This is a genomic window from Cereibacter ovatus (genome assembly GCF_900207575.1).
GTDB lineage: Bacteria > Pseudomonadota > Alphaproteobacteria > Rhodobacterales > Rhodobacteraceae > Cereibacter_A > Cereibacter_A ovatus.
Genome location: NZ_OAOQ01000031.1, coordinates 1 through 18017 on the forward strand (window position 1 = coordinate 1; position 18017 = coordinate 18017).

The 18017-nt window shown below is 66.3% G+C and carries 22 protein-coding genes and 1 tRNA gene; 18 read left to right on the forward strand and 5 right to left on the reverse strand.

The window, feature by feature from the left end:
* Positions 1-634: 634 nt before the first annotated feature.
* Positions 635-724: transfer RNA gene (locus CRO07_RS17550), tRNA-Ser, on the reverse strand.
* A gap of 168 nt (positions 725-892) precedes the next feature.
* Here CRO07_RS17550 and CRO07_RS17555 point away from each other — a divergent pair.
* The 8 genes from CRO07_RS17555 to CRO07_RS17590 all read left to right on the forward strand — a co-directional run bounded on the left by CRO07_RS17555 (position 893) and on the right by CRO07_RS17590 (position 7715).
* A complete protein-coding gene (locus CRO07_RS17555) occupies positions 893-1780 on the forward strand; it encodes a DUF2059 domain-containing protein (RefSeq protein WP_097031928.1) in 888 nt (295 codons plus the stop codon).
* A gap of 198 nt (positions 1781-1978) precedes the next feature.
* Positions 1979-2374 carry a 50S ribosomal protein L21 gene (rplU, locus tag CRO07_RS17560; protein WP_097031929.1) on the forward strand — a complete coding sequence of 132 codons (396 nt, stop codon included), beginning with the start codon at positions 1979-1981 and terminating at the stop codon, positions 2372-2374.
* Between the two features lie 6 nt (positions 2375-2380).
* Positions 2381-2650, forward strand: coding sequence for a 50S ribosomal protein L27 (rpmA, locus tag CRO07_RS17565; protein ID WP_097031930.1), 270 nt, complete (start codon positions 2381-2383; stop codon positions 2648-2650).
* Positions 2651-2790: 140 nt separating this feature from the next.
* Positions 2791-3342: a GNAT family N-acetyltransferase gene (locus tag CRO07_RS17570; RefSeq protein ID WP_097031931.1), complete on the forward strand. Its 552-nt coding sequence runs from the start codon at positions 2791-2793 to the stop codon at positions 3340-3342.
* 95 nt (positions 3343-3437) lie between these two features.
* Positions 3438-4466, forward strand: a complete 1029-nt coding sequence (obgE, locus tag CRO07_RS17575; RefSeq protein ID WP_097031932.1) for a GTPase ObgE — start codon at positions 3438-3440, stop codon at positions 4464-4466.
* Positions 4466-5578 carry a glutamate 5-kinase gene (gene proB, locus CRO07_RS17580; protein ID WP_097031933.1) on the forward strand — a complete coding sequence of 371 codons (1113 nt, stop codon included), beginning with the start codon at positions 4466-4468 and terminating at the stop codon, positions 5576-5578. Before obgE ends, proB begins: the two co-directional genes overlap by 1 nt.
* 17 nt (positions 5579-5595) lie before the next feature.
* Complete coding sequence (locus CRO07_RS17585) at positions 5596-6858, forward strand: glutamate-5-semialdehyde dehydrogenase (RefSeq protein WP_097031934.1); 1263 nt, start codon at positions 5596-5598, stop codon at positions 6856-6858.
* Between the two features lie 212 nt (positions 6859-7070).
* Positions 7071-7715, forward strand: a complete 645-nt coding sequence (locus tag CRO07_RS17590) for an outer membrane protein (protein WP_097031935.1) — start codon at positions 7071-7073, stop codon at positions 7713-7715.
* 155 nt (positions 7716-7870) lie between these two features.
* Here CRO07_RS17590 and CRO07_RS17595 read toward each other — a convergent pair whose 3' ends face one another.
* Positions 7871-8467: a histidine phosphotransferase family protein gene (locus CRO07_RS17595; protein ID WP_097031936.1), complete on the reverse strand. Its 597-nt coding sequence runs from the start codon at positions 8465-8467 to the stop codon at positions 7871-7873.
* 33 nt (positions 8468-8500) lie between these two features.
* On the opposite strand from CRO07_RS17595, the gene CRO07_RS17600 reads away from it, so the two are divergent.
* The 3 genes from CRO07_RS17600 (at position 8501) to CRO07_RS17610 (ending at position 10445) form a co-directional block, all read left to right on the forward strand.
* Positions 8501-8695 (forward strand): DUF3553 domain-containing protein, encoded by a 195-nt coding sequence (locus CRO07_RS17600; protein WP_097031937.1) that lies wholly within the window; start codon positions 8501-8503, stop codon positions 8693-8695.
* 155 nt (positions 8696-8850) lie between these two features.
* Positions 8851-9636 carry a GNAT family N-acetyltransferase gene (locus tag CRO07_RS17605; RefSeq protein ID WP_097031938.1) on the forward strand — a complete coding sequence of 262 codons (786 nt, stop codon included), beginning with the start codon at positions 8851-8853 and terminating at the stop codon, positions 9634-9636.
* Positions 9633-10445, forward strand: a complete 813-nt coding sequence (locus tag CRO07_RS17610; RefSeq protein ID WP_097031939.1) for a lysophospholipid acyltransferase family protein — start codon at positions 9633-9635, stop codon at positions 10443-10445. The genes CRO07_RS17605 and CRO07_RS17610 overlap by 4 nt, the downstream gene beginning before the upstream one ends.
* Before the next feature lie 48 nt (positions 10446-10493).
* On the opposite strand, the gene CRO07_RS17615 is transcribed toward CRO07_RS17610, so the two are convergent.
* Complete coding sequence (locus tag CRO07_RS17615) at positions 10494-11114, reverse strand: thiamine phosphate synthase (protein WP_097031940.1); 621 nt, start codon at positions 11112-11114, stop codon at positions 10494-10496.
* Positions 11115-11227: 113 nt separating this feature from the next.
* Here CRO07_RS17615 and CRO07_RS17620 point away from each other — a divergent pair, with 113 nt between their 5' ends.
* From CRO07_RS17620 to CRO07_RS19395, 6 genes are all read left to right on the forward strand, one after another.
* The gene (locus CRO07_RS17620; protein ID WP_097031941.1) at positions 11228-11959 is read left to right on the forward strand and encodes an RNA methyltransferase; all 732 of its coding nucleotides are present in this window, start codon (positions 11228-11230) and stop codon (positions 11957-11959) included.
* 75 nt (positions 11960-12034) lie between these two features.
* Positions 12035-12352: an EthD family reductase gene (locus CRO07_RS17625; RefSeq protein ID WP_097031947.1), complete on the forward strand. Its 318-nt coding sequence runs from the start codon at positions 12035-12037 to the stop codon at positions 12350-12352.
* An 82-nt stretch (positions 12353-12434) separates the two neighbouring features.
* Positions 12435-13607 carry a heme A synthase gene (gene ctaA, locus CRO07_RS17630; protein ID WP_097031942.1) on the forward strand — a complete coding sequence of 391 codons (1173 nt, stop codon included), beginning with the start codon at positions 12435-12437 and terminating at the stop codon, positions 13605-13607.
* Positions 13604-15085 carry a carboxypeptidase M32 gene (locus CRO07_RS17635; RefSeq protein WP_097031943.1) on the forward strand — a complete coding sequence of 494 codons (1482 nt, stop codon included), beginning with the start codon at positions 13604-13606 and terminating at the stop codon, positions 15083-15085. Before ctaA ends, CRO07_RS17635 begins: the two co-directional genes overlap by 4 nt.
* 37 nt (positions 15086-15122) lie before the next feature.
* Positions 15123-15383, forward strand: a complete 261-nt coding sequence (locus CRO07_RS17640; RefSeq protein ID WP_097031944.1) for a hypothetical protein — start codon at positions 15123-15125, stop codon at positions 15381-15383.
* A 205-nt stretch (positions 15384-15588) separates the two neighbouring features.
* Positions 15589-15723 (forward strand): hypothetical protein, encoded by a 135-nt coding sequence (locus CRO07_RS19395; protein ID WP_268876274.1) that lies wholly within the window; start codon positions 15589-15591, stop codon positions 15721-15723.
* 49 nt (positions 15724-15772) lie between these two features.
* Here CRO07_RS19395 and CRO07_RS17650 read toward each other — a convergent pair whose 3' ends face one another.
* Entirely contained in the window at positions 15773-16561 is a 789-nt protein-coding gene (locus tag CRO07_RS17650; RefSeq protein WP_097031945.1) for an enoyl-CoA hydratase, read from the reverse strand.
* Positions 16562-16617: 56 nt separating this feature from the next.
* Here CRO07_RS17650 and CRO07_RS17655 point away from each other — a divergent pair, with 56 nt between their 5' ends.
* On the forward strand, positions 16618-17037 hold the full coding sequence (locus CRO07_RS17655) for a PaaI family thioesterase (protein WP_097031946.1): 420 nt from the start codon (positions 16618-16620) through the stop codon (positions 17035-17037).
* A 2-nt stretch (positions 17038-17039) separates the two neighbouring features.
* On the opposite strand, the gene CRO07_RS17660 is transcribed toward CRO07_RS17655, so the two are convergent.
* On the reverse strand, positions 17040-17399 hold the full coding sequence (locus CRO07_RS17660) for a bactofilin family protein (protein ID WP_097031949.1): 360 nt from the start codon (positions 17397-17399) through the stop codon (positions 17040-17042).
* Between the last annotated feature and the right edge of the window lie 618 nt (positions 17400-18017).

Genomic DNA, 18017 nt, shown 5'->3' on the forward strand with positions numbered 1-18017 from the left:
CGTCAGCGAGCCACGGCGCTTCAGCGCTTCGTTATAGGCCGGCCAGTTCCTGGTCTTGTAGCTCGGGGGGGTCGGTCTGCTCATGCGGCCCTGCTACCACGCCGGATAACACCAGATGAATCCCTCACGTGATTTGTGCAACAGAGCCCAGCGATGGGGGCGCAACTGATGGGCCGCACCCCTAGCGCCCCTTGCCTGTCGTTCGCGGTGAGAACGAAGGGGGGCGCCGGTATCCGACTTCGCAAGCCTGCTACTTTGGACGCCCACCGGTATAGCCCCCGTTGCGCGCCCTGCCGCTAGGCGCATGTCGGGGCGCGAACTACCCTTGGCGTGCAAGGCCGGGAAGAACCTGATGGCTGGGGGGGGCTTCCCGCTTTGGCCCAAGGCGCACGGGACCGCGCTCAATGGCCGGGTTTTCGCCCATCCAGAACAGAGGCGCTTTCCCATGCCTCGAATTGTGGAAGCGAGCGTTTCGTTTTCCCCGCCGGTTCCGATTGCCATTCACGTGAAGATGAAGGCGCCCCCGGCCCATCTTGTCGCCTGAAAGCCGGTAACGTCCGGCGCGCGTTGGGGGAAGAAAAGGGGGAAGGACTTTTGGCTTTCCGTTGAGGAACAAGCGCTTAAGCCCTTGAAGTGGCGGAGAGACAGGGATTCGAACCCTGGGTCGGCTCACACCGACAACGGTTTTCGAGACCGCCGCATTCGACCACTCTGCCACCTCTCCGCGTCAGGGGTCTTCGTGGCGTCGGCGTTTAGCGGAGCATGGCGTCGGTTGCAAGCGACAAATCGACGGCATGATCACGCAGCGGTGCGGCGCGGGGTTGCCTCGTCCCTTGGCAAGGGGCGGGCAAGCGACTAGCTATTGGCAGAACCGCTTGCGTCAGAGGCTTTCATGTCCGTCCCCCCGTCGCTTCGTCGCCTTGCGTTCGCAGCCCTTCTTGCGGGGGGGGCAGCGCCCTTGATGGCCGAGGCGCCGCCAGCCAAGGACAGGGGCGATTCGCAGGTTGTCGCTCCGGCGGTGCAGGTGGCCGCCCTGGGCGAGGCGCTGCGTATCGCCGAGGTCGTCGAGGTCATGCGCGAAGAGGGGCTGGAATACGGCGCAAGCCTTGAGGACGAGCTGTTTCCCGGCCGCGGCGGGGCGCGCTGGCAGGCGGTTGTCGGGCTGATCTACGACACGGACACCATGCGCAAACGGTTCGACGCCGCGCTGGAACGCGAGGTGGCGGCCGATCCTTCGGTGATCGGCGGCATCCTTGATTTCTTCGGCAGCGAGCGCGGCCAGCGCATCCTTGGCCTTGAGATCGAGGCCCGACGTGCGCTGCTGGACGAGTCGACCGAAGAAGCCGCCAAGGTCGTTGTCGAGGACATGACCGCCAACGACGATCCGCGCCTTGGCCTGCTGCGCGACTTTGCCGAAGCGAATGACCTGATCGAGTTGAACGTGGCGGGCGCGCTGAACGCGAATCTGGCCTTTTACCGCGGCATGATCGAGGGCGCGGCCTTCGATGAGCCGATGAGCGAAGAGCAGATGCTGGCCGATGTCTGGACGCAAGAACCCGAGGTTCGGCGCGAAACCGAAGAATGGCTTTACCCCTATCTGGCGCTGGCCTATGGTCCGCTGTCGGATGACGATCTGCGCGACTACATCGCCTTTTCGCGCTCGGCCGAGGGCAGGCGGCTGAACGCGGCCACTTTTGCCGCCTTCGACACCGTGTTTTCCGCGATCTCGCGCGATCTGGGGCGGGCCGCCGCGCGCCAGATGCAGGGCGAGGACATCTGACATCGAAAAGCTTGACTAAGACGCGCCGATCCCGGATAAGCGCGCATCCCGGCTGGACCAGTCTTGCCGGGTTTCTCTATTCGTCGGCGTCTGGCGGGCGAAACCATCAATGACACCCTTTGCGGGGTGCGCTGTCCGAAGGCATCAAACGCCGGGTCGCACCGGGGCCGAAGGACGCGGAGCAAGAAGGAAAGACCCATGTTCGCGGTCCTCAAGACAGGCGGCAAGCAGTACAAGGTGCAAGCCGGCGACGTGCTGCGCGTCGAGAAACTGGCGGCGGAAGCCGGCCAGAAGATCCAGTTCAACGATATCCTGATGGTCGGCGGCGAGTCCGTGACCGTCGGCGCGCCCTTCGTGGCCGGCGCCGCGGTTCAGGCCGAGGTGATCGCCCAGATCAAGGGCGAAAAGACCATCCACTACGTCAAGCGCCGCCGGAAGCATTCGTCGCAGCGCACCAAGGGCCATCGTCAGCAGCTCACGCTTCTGCGTGTGACGGACGTTCTGGCCTCGGGCGGCGAGCAGTCGGGTGTGGCCGCTGCCACCGGCACCGCCGATGCGCGCCGTGCCGCCCACAACGCCAGCGCGAAGGAGTAACAATCCATGGCACACAAGAAGGCAGGCGGTTCGTCCCGCAACGGCCGCGACTCGGCTGGCCGTCGTCTCGGCGTGAAGCTGTATGGTGGCCAGGCCGCCATTCCGGGCAATATCATCGTGCGTCAGCGCGGCACCACCTGGTTCCCGGGCTCGGGCGTCGACATGGGCCGTGATCACACGATCTTTGCCGTGGTCGAAGGCCGCGTCGAGTTCAAGAAGGGCCTCAAGGGCCGCACCTTCATCTCTGTGCGTCCGGTCGCGGAGGCCGCAGAGTAAGCCGAACCTTCACAGGTCAAACTGGTGCGGGGGATCGGCTGGAAAGCCGGTCCCCCTTCCTTTTCCCGGTTCCGCACCAGACATAGAAAACGGTTCCGAAGGCATCCCTTCGGTTCAGGCCGCTTCATCAGGAGGAAGCCGTGACGCTTGACGTGATCCCGACGACCGAGACCCTGGCCGGTGCGCATCCGCATGGCGGGCGCCTTATGCTGCGGCCGGTGCAGAAGTCCGATGCGGGGCTGTTTGCCATGTATGCGGGCGACCGTCGGGTGGCCGAAGGCACGCGCGGCATTCCCCATCCGCTGCCCCCCGGCGCGGCCGAGGCGTTCGTGGCCCGCGCCATGTCGGACCAGCGGACCGAAGATGTCTGGGTGATGGATGGCTCGGCTTCGGGCCTGTCCGAGATTCTGGGCGTGATCTCGTTGAAGAAGCTGGATCGGGACCAGTCCGAGATCGCCTATTGGGTGGCGCCGGCGTTCTGGAACGCGGGCTTTGCCTCGGAAGCGGTGCGGGCGCTGATCGAGGCCAACCCGCAGGGTTCTCGCACCATCTTTGCCGCGGTGTTTCAGGACAATCCGCAATCGGCGCGGGTGCTGACCAACTGCGGCTTCGAATATATCGGCGATGCCGAGGCGTTCTCGGTTGCGCGCAATGCACGGGTGCCCACCTGGACCTATCTGCGCCGGATGTGACCGACGCGCGGTGTGGGGCCATTCTGGCGGCCGAGGCTTGAGCCTCGGCCCGTTTCTCTTTATCGCCTGAGGCGACCAACCGGAAAGCCGCGCCCATGAAATTCCTTGACCTCTGCAAAGTCTATATTCGTTCGGGCGGCGGCGGTGGGGGCTGCGTCAGCTTCCGGCGCGAAAAGTTCATCGAATTCGGCGGCCCCGATGGCGGCGACGGCGGCAATGGCGGCTCGGTCTGGGCCGAGGCGGTCGACGGGCTGAACACGCTGATCGACTTCCGCTATCAGCAGCATTTCTTCGCGAAGTCCGGCCAGCCCGGCATGGGCAGCCAGCGCACCGGCAAGACCGGCGACGACATCGTGCTGAAGGTGCCGGTGGGCACCGAAATTCTGGACGAGGATGAGGAAACCGTGATCGCCGACCTGACGACGGTCGGCCAGCGCGTGTTGCTGGCGCAGGGCGGCAATGGCGGCTGGGGCAACCTGCGGTTCAAATCCTCGACCAACCGGGCGCCGGCGCGGGCCAATCCGGGCCAGCCCGGCATCGACCGCACGATCTGGCTGCGGTTGAAGCTGATTGCGGATGCGGGCCTTCTGGGCCTGCCCAATGCGGGGAAATCGACCTTTCTGGCCGCCACCTCGAACGCGCGGCCGAAGATCGCGGATTATCCCTTTACCACGCTGGTGCCGAACCTTGGCGTTGTCGGGATCGACGGCAAGGAATTCGTGATGGCCGACATCCCCGGCCTGATCGAAGGCGCCTCCGAGGGGCGGGGGCTGGGCGACCAGTTTCTGGCCCATGTCGAACGCTGTTCGGTGCTCTTGCATCTGATCGACGGCACCTCGTCGACGATCACCAAGGATTACCGCACCATCATCCACGAACTTGATGCCTATGGCGGCGCGCTGGCCGACAAGCCGCGCATCACCGCGATGAACAAGATCGACGCGATGGACCCCAAACAGGTCTCGGACCGGCGCCGGGCACTGGAAAAGGCCACCGGCGGCAAGGTTTACACCATTTCCGGCGTTGCGGGCACCAGCCTGAACGAGGTTCTGCGCGCCCTTTGGGCCGAGATCGAGGCCGCGCGCGGCGACGGACAAGAGGAACAGGCGCCGTGGCACCCCTGATGCCTTTGCAGGCGCCCGATATCCGGCAGGCGAAGCGGCTGGTCGTCAAGATCGGCTCGGCGTTGCTGGTCGATCGCGACGGGCTGCGCCGGCAGTGGCTGTCGGCGCTGGCGCTGGATGTGGCCGAGGCGCGGACCCGCGGCACGCAGGTCATTCTGGTGTCCTCGGGGTCGATCGCGCTGGGGCGGCGGGTGCTGGGCCTTGCACCCGGGGCGCTGGCGCTGGAACAAAGTCAGGCGGCGGCGGCGGTGGGCCAGATCCGGCTGGCCCGCGCCTATGAGGAAGTGCTCGCCCCCCACGGCATCACCACCGCGCAGGTTCTGGTGACGCTGGAAGATACCGAGGATCGCCGCCGCTATCTGAATTCCCGCGCCACGATGGAGACCTTGCTGGGTCTGGGCGCGGTGCCGATCGTGAACGAAAACGACACCGTGGCCACCGACGAGATCCGCTATGGCGACAACGACCGGCTGGCGGCGCAGATCGCGGTGACGGTGGGGGCGGATCAGCTGGTGCTGCTGTCGGATGTGGACGGCTTTTATTCCGCCAACCCCAAGGAAGACCCCACCGCCCAGCGGTTCGATCTGGTCGAGACGATCACGCCGGAGCTTGAGGCGATGGCCGGCGATCCGATCTCGGGGCTGTCCAAGGGCGGGATGAAGACCAAGATCATGGCCGCCAAGACCGCGGTGGCGGGCGGCTGTGCCATGGCGATCATGGAAGGTTCGGTTCTGCGGCCGCTGAAGGCGCTGGAACAGGGCGCGGCGCGGACGTGGTTCGTGGCCCAGGGCGATCCGCAGGCGGCGCGCAAACGCTGGATCAACGCGATGAAGCCGCGCGGCACGCTGAAGGTGGATGCCGGCGCGGTCGTGGCGCTGAAGGCCGGCAAGTCGTTGCTGCCCGCGGGCGTCGTGGGGATCGAGGGCAACTTTGGCCGTGGCGATCCGGTCGAGATCGCCGGCCCGATGGGCGAGGTTCTGGGCAAGGGGCTCAGCCGTTACACGGCGGTCGAGGCGGTTCAGATCGCCGGCCACCGCTCGGCCGAGATCGAGGGCATCCTTGGCTATCCGGGGCGGGCGGCACTGATCCACCGCGACGACATGGTGATCTGAAGAAAGGCAAGAGGCAGATGGGCGAGGGCGATGTGAAGGGCTTGATGCGGCAGATCGGCGAACGCGCGCGGGCCGCGGCGGTCGAGTTGTCCTGCACCGATCCGGCCCGCAAGCAAGAGGCGCTGTTCGCCGCCGCCGAGGCGTTGATGGACAGCCGGCCGGCCATCCTTGCCGCCAATGCCGAAGATCTGGCCTATGGCGCGGCCAAGGGACTCAGCCCTGCGATGATGGACCGGCTGAAGCTGGACGACGGCCGGATCGCCGCCATGGTCGAGGGCCTGCGCTCGGTCGCGGCGCAGAAAGATCCCGTGGGCGAGGTGATCGCCGAATGGGATCGGCCCTCGGGGCTGCATATCCGCCGGGTGCGCACGCCCCTGGGTGTGGTGGGCGTGATCTACGAAAGCCGCCCCAACGTGACCGCCGATGCCGGCGCGCTGTGCCTGAAATCGGGCAATGCGGTGATCCTGCGCGGCGGATCGGAAAGTTTCCATTCCTCGGGCGCCATCCATGCCTGCCTGCAAGACGGTCTGCGTGCCGCGGGCCTGCCCCAGGATGCGATCCAGCGCGTTCCGACCCGCGACCGCGCCGCCGTGGCCGAGATGCTGCGCATGGTCGAGTTCATCGACGTGATCGTGCCCCGCGGCGGCAAGGGGCTGGTGGGTCTGGTGCAGTCCGAAGCACGGGTGCCGGTGTTCGCGCATCTGGAAGGGATCTGCCATGTCTATGCCGATGGCGACGCGGATCTGGAAAAGGCCCGCCGCGTGGTGCTGAACGCCAAGACCCGCCGCACCGGGATCTGCGGCGCGGCGGAATGTCTGCTGATCGACCGCGCCTTTTTCGCCAGACACGGGGCGGTGCTGGTGACCGATCTGCTGGCCGCCGGCGTCGAGGTCCGGGCCGAGGGTGAACTGGCGCAGATCCCCGGCACGGTGCCGGCCCGGCCCGACGATTTCGGGCACGAGTTTCTGGACATGATCATTGCCGCGAAGCTGGTCGATGGGGTGGACGGGGCGATCGCCCATATCCGCCGTTTCGGGTCAAGCCATACCGAATCGATCCTGACCGAGAACGACGCCGTGGCGGATCGGTTCTTCCGGCAGCTCGACAGCGCGATCCTGATGCGCAACGCCTCGACCCAGTTCGCCGACGGCGGCGAGTTCGGCATGGGCGCCGAGATCGGCATCGCCACCGGCAAGATGCACGCCCGCGGCCCGGTCGGGGCCGAGCAGTTGACCAGCTTCAAGTATCTGGTCGAAGGGGACGGGACGATCCGGGCCTGACGCCGGCGACGCAGGTCGGGGGCAAGCCGTGATCGGCTTTGACGCGGTCCGCCAAGCCGGGCCGCGTGCATCGTTGCAACAGCATGGATTTTTCGATGGCATGACCGCTGAGCGGACGGATAATCGTTTATACTTGCCGACATGTCTTATGAAGGTGTCGTCATGAAAGTGTTAGTTTCGCTATCGTCGCGTCCCTGCTGGCCGCCCCGGCCATGGCAGGATCGTTGAACGAGCCGATCCTTGAACCCGAGCCCGCGGCCGCAGCGTCAAGTCTGCCGGGATGGTATGCGTTCGGCGCGATCGGCAAGACCTTTTCTGGGCCGGAATACACCTACAACGGCAGCGATACGGACAACGTCACCGACATCAGCATTTCGGGCTTTGCCGGAACGGTGGGCTTCGGTCGCGAGTTTGCCCGCCGCGGCAATCTGTCGTTCGGGTTCGAGGCCGACCTGACTGCGGGCGACATGTCGTCGGATCGCGAGTTCGGCGGGACCACGCCCTGCCTGACGGGCGAGGAGGGCTGCACGGCGGATGTGAACTGGATGAGCGCCGCGCGTCTGGTGGTGGGGGCGCCACAAGGCGCGACCATGCCCTATCTGACCGCCGGCGTCGTTTTTGCCGATATCGAGGGCAGCGCCGATCTGGGGGCCTGTGGCGCCACGGAATGCGGGTTCGACGAACGCCGGCTTGGCTGGACGGTCGGCGCGGGCATCCGGCACGAGTTGAGCGACCGCTGGGCCGTGAAGGGTGAGGTTCTGTATGTCGACCTCGGCAGCCCCGATTTCACCACCGATGGTGTTTCGGGTGATTTCACCTTTGGGTCGGCCCGTCTGGGGATGATCTACAAGTTCTGATCCGGCAGGCCCCGGGGCGCTTTGGCGCTTCGGGGTCGCCCCGGTCCGCAGGGGTGGGTTCTGTTGCGGCCATCCCGTCTTTTTGCGGTGCGCAGGATCAGCCGGTCATCGCGCGGATTTTCAGGGGCGACTTTGTTGCCAAAGCTATCGGATCGCTAGAACGTCAACCGGATCTCGGTCTCGCGGATGTCGGCGGTCAGGCGGCGGTTCTGGCGGGACATCTCGTCGGGGATCAGCGCGAAATGCACCCGCGAGGCCGACATTTCCACCTGTGCCATCGGATTGGACAGCGATTCCCACAGGTCGGCATCGACCTTCATCTTGTTTGCTTGCCCCGTCATCGTCCATCGTGCGTCGTTCCGCTCGACCCGGATCTTGCCGCCATAGGCCATGGCGGTCTCAAGGCACAGGATCAGCAGGAACGCCGCCTTCACCTCGCGCCGGGGCAGGTCGGTCGGGCCTTGCCAGTCGATCTGAAGCCGCCCGCCGCGGGTCAGATCGGTCAGGATCGACAGGATCTCGGGCCGGCCGATGCGCTGCTCGGCCATCGAGGCCCCGAAGGCCACCCGGAAAAACCGGATGCGGGCATTGGCATTGGCGACGCTTTCCGAAATCAGCGTCATCTCGGGGCCGCGGATCGATCCGTCCATCATCAGAAGTTCGACCCCGTTGCCGATCGCCCCTATCGGACTGATAAGGTCGTGGCAGATACGAGAGCCCAGAAGGGCGGTCAGGTCGGTCTTCTCGGTCATTCGCAGGCTCCACGGAAGGCGGAAGGAAGAAACATGAACAGTCTACTCGAACCGGGCATGCTGGTCCGCCATCCGGATCGTCCGGACTGGGGGACCGGGCAGGTCCAATCGCATATCGCGGGGCGCATCACCGTGAACTTTGAACATGCGGGCAAGGTGGTCATTGATGGTCGCAAGGTGGAGCTTCGAAGGATACTTGATGGGTATTCGATACATCCGAATGAGTAGCCGTTTCCGTGCTGTATACAATCGGCAATTGATTACAGGTCGTCTCAGGGTTGTCCAATGTTGCGCCGATGCCACCGTGCTTTGCGGCGGTTGCATTCGCGGGGGGCATTTTCTATGACACCGCCACGCCTTCCGGGGCAGGCGAGGAGGCAGGAATGATAGCCGACGACCCGCATCTGGTGCTGCGTCTTGCAGCGTCCGAGCGCGACCTGAAGGCCGCGCAGCGCCTGCGCTATCGTGTCTTTGTCGAGGAACTGGGCGGCTCTGGCGATCTGGTCGATCACGCCGCCCGGCTGGAATGTGACGCCTTCGATGCGCATTGCGATCATCTGCTGCTGATCGACCGCCGCCGCGATGCCGCGGCGCTGGACGATGTGGTGGGGGTGTATCGCCTGCTGCCCGGCGATCGCGCGGACGCCTGCGGGCGGTTCTACACCGAGGGCGAATATGACCTTGGGCCGTTGCGGCGATCGGGGCGGCGGTTGCTGGAGCTTGGCCGGTCCTGCGTCGATGCGGACTATCGCGGCGGGCCGGCGATGTTCCTGCTGTGGGGCGGGCTTGCCGATTATGTGCTGGACCGCGGGGCCGAGCTGCTGTTCGGCGTGGCAAGCTTTCACGGCACCGATGTGGCGGCACTGGCCGAGCCGTTGTCGTGGCTGCATCACCACCATCTTGCCCCCGAGGAGTTGCGGGTTCGGGTCAACCCCGACTGCGGCATGGCGATGGATCTGATCGAGGCCGCACGCATTGACCGGCGTGCCGCAATGCTGGCGATGCCGCCCCTGATCAAGGCCTATCTGCGGCTGGGTGGTTTTGTGGGCGAAGGCGCATGGGTCGACCAGGCCTTCAACACCACCGACGTGTTTCTGGTGATGGATACCGCCCGGATGTCGGCCAAGCATCGCGACCTTTACACCCGCCGGAGGGCCGCCGCGGAATGACCGACTGGCGGGCCGAGCGGATGGCGCCGGTTCACATCGGCTGGGCCGGCTGGCTGCGCGTGCTGCTGCGCGGCGGGGCGATGGGAGCAGTGATCTATGGCGGGCTGCTGCTGCTGCTGGCGCTGCGGCTGATCGAGGCGCCGCTTTGCGGTGTGCGGCGGCCGGTGACGCCATGGATCACGCAGGGCGTCTGCCGTCTTTCGGTGGCGATTCTGGGGCTGGGCTACCGGACGCGCGGCCGTCCGATGCAGGTTCCCGGCGCGGTGGTGGCCAACCATGCCTCGTGGCTGGACATCTTCACGTTGAACGCAAGCCAGCGGATCTATTTCGTCTCGAAGTCCGAGGTGGCGGGCTGGCCCGGTATCGGCTGGCTGGCACGGGCGACGGGAACCGTCTTCATCAACCGCAAGGGATCAGAGGCCAAGGTGCAGCAGCGCCTGTTCGAGGAACGGCTGCGTGCGGGCCACCGTCTGCTGTTCTTCCCCGAGGGCACCAGCACCGACACCCTGCGCATTCTGCCGTTCAAATCCACGCTGTTTGCGGCCTTTTTCGGCCATGGGCTGGAACATGTGCTGCATATTCAGCCGGTCACCCTGCGCTATGTGGCGCCCGAAGGCGAAGACCCGCGGTTCTATGGCTGGTGGGGCGACATGGATTTCGGCAGTCATCTTCTGACGCTGCTGGCCGCACCGCGTCACGGCCGGGTCGAGGTGACCTTTCATCCCCCGGTTCCCGCCGATGGTTTTCACGGCAGGAAAGGGCTGGCCGCCCGGTGCGAGGCGCAGGTTCGGTCGGCCTTTCCGGTCTAGGCGCGGCACGCGATGCGCCGCGCCTTGCATGTCTTCAGGCGAAAGCGATCAGCCCAGCGGCGCCAGAAGCGCCTTCAACGCGGCCACGGGGTCGTCCTCGCGCCAGATTTCCTCGCCCACGGCGAAGAAATCGGTGAGAGCGGCCAGTTCGGCCACCTTTTCGGCGGTCAGCGCGCCTTCGGCCACCACCGGCACCTCGATCATCTCGGACCACCACGAAAACAGTTCGGCCCCGGCGCGGCTGCCGTCGCCAAGCGCGGTCTCGCCCACCGGGCCGAAGGCTATGTAATCGGCGCCGGCTTCGGCGGCGTTGATGCCTTCGTGCCGGGTCTGGCCGCAGTAGGCGCCGATGATCGCGTCCGGCCCCAGATCCTTGCGCAGCTTGCGCACCAGCCGCGCGCCATCGGTCAGATGCACCCCGTCAAGGCCCAGCCGTTCCACCATCAGCACATGGTTTTCGATCACCAGCGCCACGTCGCGGGCGTGGGCCAGCTCGCGCAGGGCGTCGGCGCTGCGGGCGATGCGGTCTTCGTCCCGGCCGGCCACGGCAAGGCGCAGGCAGGCGACCTCGGCCGCATCCAGCACCCGCGCCAGCCGGTCGGGGAATGTCCCAAGATCGAATTCGGGCGGCGTGACAAGGTAAAGCTGCGGGCGGTCGACTTCGGCCATGGGAACCTCCTACGGATCGGGGCAGGCTATAGCCCAGCCTGCCGGGGTTGGAAATGCCATTGCGCCGCAGGGGGCTTCTCGCCTAGGGAACGGCCCGGAACCGAAGGACCGCCATGACACCCGAACCTGCCATCATCCTTGTGCGCCCGCAGATGGGCGAGAACATCGGCGCCGCCGCGCGGGCGATGCTGAATTTCGGGCTGGGCCGGATGCGGATTGTCGATCCGCGCGACGGCTGGCCCAACCCCAAGGCGGTGGCGATGGCGTCCGGGGCGGGGCGGGTGCTGGATCATGCGGGGCTGTTTGGCACCGTCGCCGAGGCGATCCGCGATTGCGATTATGTCTTTGCCACCACCGCCCGCGGCCGCGAGTTGACCAAGCCGGTGATGACGCCGGAACGCGCGATGCAGCACGCCCGCGCGCTTTCGGCCGAGGGACGGCGCGTCGGCATCCTGTTCGGCCCGGAACGCACCGGGCTGGAAAACGAGGATGTGGCGCTGGCCAATGCCATCGTGACCGTGCCGGTCAACCCCGAGTTCTTCTCGCTCAATCTTGCGCAATGCGTGTTGCTGACGGCCTATGAATGGCGCCGCCAGACCGATGCCACCCCGCCCGAGGTGATGGACATGGCCCGGATCGATTTCGCAACCGCGCTTGAGGTCGAAAAGCTGGGCGACCATTTCGAGGAAAAGCTGTCGGCGGCGGGCTTCTTCTTCCCGGCCGAAAAGGCGGCGGGGATGAAGCTGAACCTGCGCAACATGTGGGCGCGGCTGCCGCTGACGCGGGCGGACGTGCAGACCCTGCACGGGATGCTGCGCCAGATCGCCTGGAAGCTGAAGCAATAGCCGGTCCGACCTTTGGATGAGGCCCGGGCGCGCGGATTCGTGCGACAGTCGCCCGGCCAGATTGCGGAGGGGACCATGGCCAGATTGCTTGTGATGTATCGCACGCCCGTGGATGCGGCGGCGTTTGACCGCCACTATTCCGACATCCATATCGCTTTGGCGCAGAAACTGCCCGGCCTGCGCGGCTACCGCATCAGTCACGGCCCGGTCGTCGGTCCCGATGGCGCGGTGGCCTCTTGTCATCTGGTCGCGATCCTGGACTTTGACGATGTGGCGGCGGTGACCGCGGCGCTGGCCAGCCCCGAAGGGCAAGCCGCGGTCGAGGATGTGGGCCGGTTCGCCACGGGCGGCGTCGATATCCTGATCTTTGACGACCGGCCCGCCGCGGGCTGATCCCGCGTCCCTGCGCCACCCTGCTGGCCCTTGAAGCGGCCACCCTGCGGCCCTAGTCTCGCCCGCGGAACGGGAGAGCCCGATGGCAATGAAAAAACGCAGCATCTTCGAGGAAGTGGGGCAGGGGGCGAAGTCGCCGGTCCCGCAGGGCGGCAGCATCGACCGCGGTCACGGCGGAGCCCGCAGGGGCATCCGGCTGTGGCTTATGGCTCTTTTCGTCCTGGTCATGGCGATGATCGTCGTGGGCGGTCTGACGCGGCTGACCGATTCCGGCCTTGCCATTCCCGAATGGCGCCCGGTGACCGGCGCGCTGCCGCCGCTGGATAGCGCCGACTGGCAGGCCGAATTTGCCCGCTATCAGGCAACGCCCGAATACCGCCTGCAAAACGAAGGCATGAGTCTGGCCCAGTTCCAGCGCCTTTACTGGTGGGAATGGGGGCACCGGCAGCTTGGCCGGGTTGTGGGCCTTGTCTGGGCGGTGGGCTTCCTTGGCTTCCTGATCGCGCGCAAGATCCCGCGCGGCTGGTGGCCGCGGCTGCTGGCCCTGGGCGTTCTGGGGGGCGCGCAGGGGGCGGTTGGCTGGTGGATGGTGTCCTCGGGGCTGGTCTATGATCGGGTGGATGTCGCCAGCTACCGGCTTGCGGTCCATCTTGGCCTTGCCTTTGCCATCCTTGGCCTGATCGCCTGGCAGGCGCTGGCCCTTGGCCGGTCCGAAGCCGAGCTGTTGCAGGCCCGCCGTCAGCGCGAGGGGCGCCTTTTCGGTCTGACCACGGCGCTTGTCGCGGTGGCCTTCCTTCAGATCCTGCTGGGGGCGCTGGTCGCGGGCATCGATGCGGGCCGTGGTTTTCCCACATGGCCCGACATGAACGGCACCTTCCTGCCCGCCGACCTGCCGCCCGTGCCGGGTGCGGATCAGCTTCGCGAACCCGACTGGTGGCTGGGTCTGCTGGAAAATTCCGCGCTGGTCCAGTTCGCGCATCGGATGGCGGGCTATGCGCTGGTTCTGCTGGGCCTTGTCGCCTGGATTGCCGGCCGCCGTTCCAGGCATCGCGTGACGCGCGGCGCCTTTGACCTTCTGGCGCTGGCGCTGCTGGCGCAAGCCGGTCTAGGCGTCGGCGCCGTGCTTTCGGCCGCGGAATGGCAGGTTGCCATTGCCCATCAGGTGGGTGCGGTGGTGATCTGGGTGCTGATCCTTCACGCGCGGCACCTTGCGCAATATCCCCGCGTGGGCTCGATCCGGAAGGGAACGCTATGAGCGTCGACACAGCCTACACCGAACTGATGGAGTTCCAGCGCCAGACCGAAGCCCTTGCGCAGGTCATGGGCCGGCTGTCGTGGGATCAGGAAACGGTGATGCCCCGCGGCGCCACCGCGCAGCGCGCCGAGGAAATGGCCGCGCTGGAAGGCGTGCTGCATGGCCGACGCAGCGATCCGCGGCTGGCGGAATGGCTGGAACTGGCGATGCCCGAGGATGACGAGGCCGCCTCGCAGCTTCGGCTGATCCGGCGGATGCATGACCGGGCGACCAAGGTGCCGTCGCGGCTGGCGCAGGAAATCGCGCGGGTGACCTCGGCGGCGCAGGGCATCTGGGCCGAGGCGCGGGCGGCCGACGATGTGTCGATGTTCCTGCCGACCCTGTCCGAAGTGGTCCGCCTGAAGCGGGAAGAGGCGGCGGCGCTGGCCGCGGGGCGCGACCGCTATGACGCGCTGATCGACGATTACGAACCGGGGGTGACGGCGGCCGCGGTCTCGGCCTTGTTCGACCGGATGCGCCCGCGTCTTGTCGCCCTGCGCGAGGCGGTGCTGGGCGCCGCGTTCCAGCCACCGCCCTTGTCGGGCCATTTCGGGCTTGAGGCGCAGGTCCGCATGGCGCGCGATCTGGCCGCCACCTTCGGCTATGACTGGTCGCGGGGGCGGATGGACATGGCGGTGCATCCGTTCTCGTCGGGGTCGGGCTGCGATGTGCGCATCACCACCCGAGTGGTCGAAACCGATCCCTTCAACTGCTTCTATTCCACCATCCACGAGGTCGGCCACGCCTGCTATGAACTGGGCATCGATCCCGACTATGCGCTGACCCCGCTGGGCGCCGGCGCCTCGATGGGGGTTCACGAAAGCCAAAGCCGGATCTACGAAAACCAGATCGGCCGCTCGCGGGCCTTCACAGGCTGGCTTTTCGGCCGGATGACGGAACGCTTCGGCGATTTCGGCGTGGCCGATGCCGAGGCGTTCTATGCCACCGCCAACCGGGTGCAGTCGGGCTATATCCGCACCGAGGCCGACGAGGTGCATTACAACCTGCACATCATGATGCGCTTCGATCTGGAGCGTGGCCTGATCCGCGGCACGCTGGAACCCGAGGATCTGGAAGAAGCCTGGAACACCCGCTTCCTTGAGGATTTCGGCGTGGCGGTGGACCGGCCCTCGCACGGGATGCTTCAGGATGTGCACTGGTCGGTGGGGCTGTTCGGCTATTTCCCGACCTATGCGCTGGGCAATATCTATGCCGGCTGTCTGATGCAGGCGATCCGCGAGGCTGTGCCGGATCTGGACGATCAGTTGGCGCGGGGTGACACCTCGGGGGCGACGGGCTGGCTGCGCGAGAACCTTCAGCGCCACGGCGGGCTTTTCACCCCGCATGAAACCGTCACCCGCGCCTGTGGGTTCGAGCCGTCCGAAGGGCCGCTGCTTGACTATCTCGAAACCAAGTTCGGCGCGCTTTACCGTCTGTAAGGCGGGCGCCGAAGCCATCGCTGCATGGGGCGCCTGCATGGGACCGGACCGGAACCAGATCCTTCGCGCACTGTGGCTGCCGGCGCGGACCGTGGCCCTGGGCATCCTTGCGGGTGTCTTGCGCTGGCGCGACCCGAAGCTGATCGAGGCGCGGATTCTGGCGCTGTCGCCGCGCGATCAGGCGGCGGTGGTGCTGGCCGTTCTGGGCGGGCTGTTCCTTGTCAGCCTGCTGTTTGCACAGGCGGGTGCGGTGGGGATGCTGGGATTTCTGCTGCTGGTGATCGTTCTGATCGGATGATGTCGATCACGAATGTGTGATCCTGGCGGCTGTTTCGCCTGAAAGGCGTTCAAATTCAATGCATTGCTGGGGTGGCCCCGGGTTCGCGCGGAAGCTGCGCGACATTTTCGCGCAGGCGGGGTGATCCGGTGTCCATCCGGCTGCGTAACCTTCGCACGATACCCCAGCAAGGAAAGGGAACTGACCCATGATGGAATATCTCGTGATGGATTTTCTCCTGACGTTCGGCACCATCGGTTTCGTCCTCGCCTTCGCCTATATCAACATCCGGCAAACCGAACGGCAGCTTGAAGAGTCGCGCGCCCGCCGCGCACAGGCCGAACTGGCCGCCGCCAAGTAAGACCGCCTTGGCCGGGCAAGCCATTGCCCGGCCCGTGTTTCGCCGCGGCCTAGGCCTGCCAGTCCGGGGCGCGTTTTTCCAGAAAGGCGCAGATGCCTTCGTTCGTGTCGCGCAGCAGCATGTTGTCGGCCATCACCGCGCCGGTCTGGACATAGGCGGCCCCAAGGCCAAGCCCGATCTGATCATAGAACGCCCGCTTGCCGATCCGAACTGCCGTGGACAGCTTCCCGGCCACGGTCGAGGCCAGCCGGAAGGTTTCCGCAGACAGATCCGCCGCCGGCACGATGCGGTTGACAAGCCCGACCTCGCGCGCACGGGCGGCGTCGATGAACTCTCCCGTGGTCAGCATCTCGAACGCCACCTTGCGTGGCACCACACGGGTCAGCGCCACCATCGGGGTCGAGCAGAACAGGCCGATGTTCACCCCGTTCACGCCAAAACGCGTGCCCTCGGCCGCCACCGCCATGTCGCACGAGGCGACAAGCTGGCAGCCTGCCGCCGTGGCGATGCCGTGAACTTCCGCGATCACCGGCTGCGGCAGGGCAGGGATCGCCTGCATCACCGCCGCACACCGCGCGAAAAGGTCGGCAAAAGCGGCCGCGCCGTGATCCTCGGACTGGCGGGCGGCCTGCATCTCTCGCAGGTCGTGGCCGGCGCAGAATGCCTTGCCAGCCCCTTTCAGGATCACCACCCGCACCGTGCGATCCTCGGCCAGCCGCGCGAAGGCATCCCCTAGCGCGGCAAGCATGGCATCCGACAGCGCATTCAGCGCCTCGGGCCGGTTGAGTGTCAGCGTGGCAACGGCGCCTCGGTCCTCGCGCAGCAGGATCTCGGTCATCTTGTGTCTCCTCCCCTTTCGCTTCAGCCTAATCCGCCAAAGAGAACGAGGAAAGCATGGCTCACGGGATGAACGTGGCGGAACTGGCGGCGTTTCTGGTCCGCGAATTCCCCGAGGTGGCGGGGGATTTCGCGGTGGTCTCGTCGGGGGATGAGCTGGTGATGCGGCTGAAGGTCGGGCCGCAGCACCTGCGCCCGGGGGGCACCGTTTCGGGGCCGTCGATGTTCGCGCTGGCGGATGTGGCGATGTATCTGGCGATCCTGGCGCGGATCGGCCCGGTGGCGCTGGCGGTCACCACGAATATCTCGATGGATTTCCTGCGCAAGCCGCAGGCGGGCCGCGACCTGATCGGCACGGCGCGGCTGTTGAAGCTGGGGCGCGTGCTGGCGGTGGGCGACGTGCTGATCCGCGCCGAGGGCGCGGACGAGGTGGTGGCGCGGGCGGGTCTGACCTATTCGATGCCGCCCGCCCGGTAAGGTCAGCCCTTGGTCAGCTTGAAGCGGCCCTCGACCGAGGCGCCGTTTTCGATCACCAGCGCGCGGTAGGTCACGTCCGATGTGACCCGCGCGGCCGAACGCACCACCAGCGAGGAACACGACACCCGCCCGTCAAGCCGACCGCGGACCTCGATATTCTCGGCGCTGAAGGTGCCGCTGGCGCGACCCTCGGGGCCGATCGTCAGATCGCGCGAGGTGATCGTGCCCTCGATCTCGCCCATCACCTCGATGCTGCCCGCCGAGGTGATGTCGCCCACGATCTTCAGATCCGGACCGAGCGTGGACTTGGAGGCGTTGGAGCCGGTGCGCTGCGGCGCAGGCTCGGCCGGTCGGTTCTGCATCGTCGTATCCTCTGTCGCGGCCCTGCCGCGGAGGGCGGCAGGAAAGGCGGGCCGGGCCCGCAGATCCGACCGATAAAGGGTCAAGCCCGCGGTGTGGTCAAGAGAGGGGCGGGGGATTTCGCCAACCCGTGACCGGACCGGCAAGGCCGCGGGATCGGAAAGCGCCGCAGGCCACCGCACCTTGTGGCCGACCACCGTCAATCGTGTCGGGATGCCCGACTCAGGATAGGTCACCCGAGTCGCCCCGGTCTGCCGCCGCCCGCGAAGTCGCGGACAGCAAGCATGGCGATGGCGGGCTGCCGGGCAAACAAAAAGTCCAGGAATCCTTGGCCCTGACATAAAATCTTCACCTAGCCCAAAAAATCCGCTTGCAGCCGGCGTCAACTGCTCCTAGAACACACTCCACCGAGACGACGAACGGCGGCGACGCTGGATGGCGGTTCGGAGATGGCGGTGAAAGTCGCCTGATAAAATTCTTGAAGGCTTAGCGGACGGTTACGCTAGTTGGTCTAGCGGATCGTTCCTTTTTGTCTTCATTGCTCTTTGACATTGATGATGATGAAGGGATATGCGGGCGGTTTGGTCGTTTTCGACGGCGGACCTGATGCATATCGGCTC